This is a genomic window from Methanoregula sp. (assembly GCF_002835825.1).
Classification (GTDB): Archaea; Halobacteriota; Methanomicrobia; order Methanomicrobiales; family Methanospirillaceae; genus Methanoregula.
In genome coordinates this window covers 1-1,972 of sequence record NZ_PIZH01000385.1, presented here as the reverse complement: position 1 = coordinate 1,972, position 1,972 = coordinate 1, and the positions used below count along the sequence as shown (strand labels likewise).

Below are 1,972 nucleotides of genomic sequence, written 5' to 3'. Positions count from 1 at the left end.
GTCCGGGAACGTGTCGTCCATGCCGGTCGAAGCGGTCCCGATGCCCACCTCACGGATCCCGGGATTATCGATCATGAGCGCACCGCTGTTCAGGATGAAGAGCTGGCGCACGGTCGTTGTATGCCGGCCCTTCCCGTCATCCTCGCGGATACCGGATGTCTTCTGCATCTCCTCGCCAATGAGCCGGTTGATCAGCGTGGACTTGCCAACACCCGATGATCCGATAAGCACGATTGTTCTGCCGGGTTCGAGATACGGGTCGAGCGAATCGATCCCTTCGCCGCTCATGGCACTCACGGGAATGACCGGAATGCCGGACGAGACCGTAATAATTGTCTCGGTCAGCGAGACGGGATCATCTGCAAGATCGGATTTGTTGATGACGATCACCGGCTGGGCCCCGGATGCGTGGACAATCGCGAGGTACCGTTCGATCCGGCGGGCGTTCAGCTCAGGGCCGGCTGCGGTTACGATAAAGACCGTGTCGATGTTTGCTGCAATGACCTGGTCCGTTCCCTCGCGCCCGGAGGCTCCCCGCGTGAACACCGTCTTCTGCGGGAGGATGGAAACGATCGTGGTGGACCCGGCCTCCGGCTGGTGGAGCAGGACGACAAAATCCCCCACGGCCGGAAAACGACCGAGTTTTTTCAAAGCCCCGGAGATCCCGGCTATGACCGGCCCGCTTCCGGTAAAAACTTCCCAGACTGTCTTCTGCCGGCACGCAACGCGACCCGGAATGTACGGTCCCGAAAATTTACTGATAGCTTCCTCGTGTTCTTCTGTCCAGCCGAGCTGTTCCATGGTATAAGGATGCGCATCTCCGCATCCGGTAAGAGTCGGGTTCATTAAAAAAACCTGAACGTTTGTGATGACAGGTGATTTTTTTCGGACCAAGTGCTTTGTGGTCACTTTCGCCCGATGCAGTTCGGGGTTTATGATGCGCCACATCCGACCACTATTCAGCTTCGCGTATCATTGCAGGCGCGACAGGGAGAGGAAGACAGATCATGCCCGATACTTCACGTGAAGGACTCATTCCCGTTTCCGGAGGGAATGTTTGGTACAGAATTTTTGGTGCAGACAAGCCCGGCATCCCGTTGCTGGTGCTGCATGGCGGCCCGGGTATTCCGCACGATTACCTGCTGCCCGTCTCTAAACTCGCGGATGAACGGCCGGTCATCTTCTATGATCAGCTGGGCTGCGGGAATTCGGACAAGACTGAAGACCTCTCGCTCCTGACCGTGGAACGTTTCATCGACGAACTTGCCACGGTACGGGAATCGCTGGGTCTTGACCCCGTCCACATACTCGGGCAGTCCTGGGGCAGCATGCTTGCCGTCAGGTACCTGCTTACAAAGAATCCCGACGGCATCCGGTCGCTCATCCTCTCCGGCCCCTGCCTGTCAGCCTCACGGTGGAAAGCGGACCAGCGGAAGTACGTCAGCGAGCTCGACGAAAAGACAAGGGAGACGATCCTCCACCATGAAGCCAACGGCACGTTTTCCGACCCGGAGAACCAGGAAGCGATGATGGAGTTTTACAACCTCCATATCTGCCGGATGGATCCCTGGCCCGAATGCCTGATGCGTTCAATGGAACGGTTCGCCCTTCCCGTGTACCAGTACATGTGGGGGCCGAGTGAGTTCACCATCACCGGCACGCTGAAAGGTTTCGAGTGTTCGGAACGGCTCCATAAAATTCAGGTCCCCGTTCTCTTCACCTGCGGGAGATATGATGAGGCAACACCGGAAACGACCGCGTATTACCAGACGAAGCTGCCAGGATCACAACTCCGGGTGTTTGAGAACGCTTCGCATTCACATCACCTGGAGCAGGAGCAGGAATATCTCGCAACAGTCCGGAAATTCCTGAAGGAAAATGACGGGTGACTGGATATGTTCTCTTATTAATCCATTAACGGGTTATGCCGGCCCCTACTCCCCTTCCGGCTCCCCCTTCTTCAGCATATGCT

The 1,972-nt window shown here is 56.9% G+C and carries 2 protein-coding genes; one reads left to right on the top strand and one right to left on the bottom strand.

The window, feature by feature from the left end; translation table 11 throughout:
- A partial coding sequence (gene rsgA / locus CW742_RS11350; RefSeq protein WP_292420468.1) for a ribosome small subunit-dependent GTPase A occupies window positions 1–801 on the bottom strand: 801 nt, incomplete at its 3' end.
- A gap of 206 nt (window positions 802–1,007) precedes the next feature.
- On the opposite strand from rsgA, the gene CW742_RS11345 reads away from it, so the two are divergent.
- Complete coding sequence (locus CW742_RS11345; RefSeq protein WP_292420466.1) at window positions 1,008–1,889, top strand: proline iminopeptidase-family hydrolase; 882 nt, start codon at window positions 1,008–1,010, stop codon at window positions 1,887–1,889.
- The last annotated feature ends 83 nt before the right edge of the window (window positions 1,890–1,972 follow it).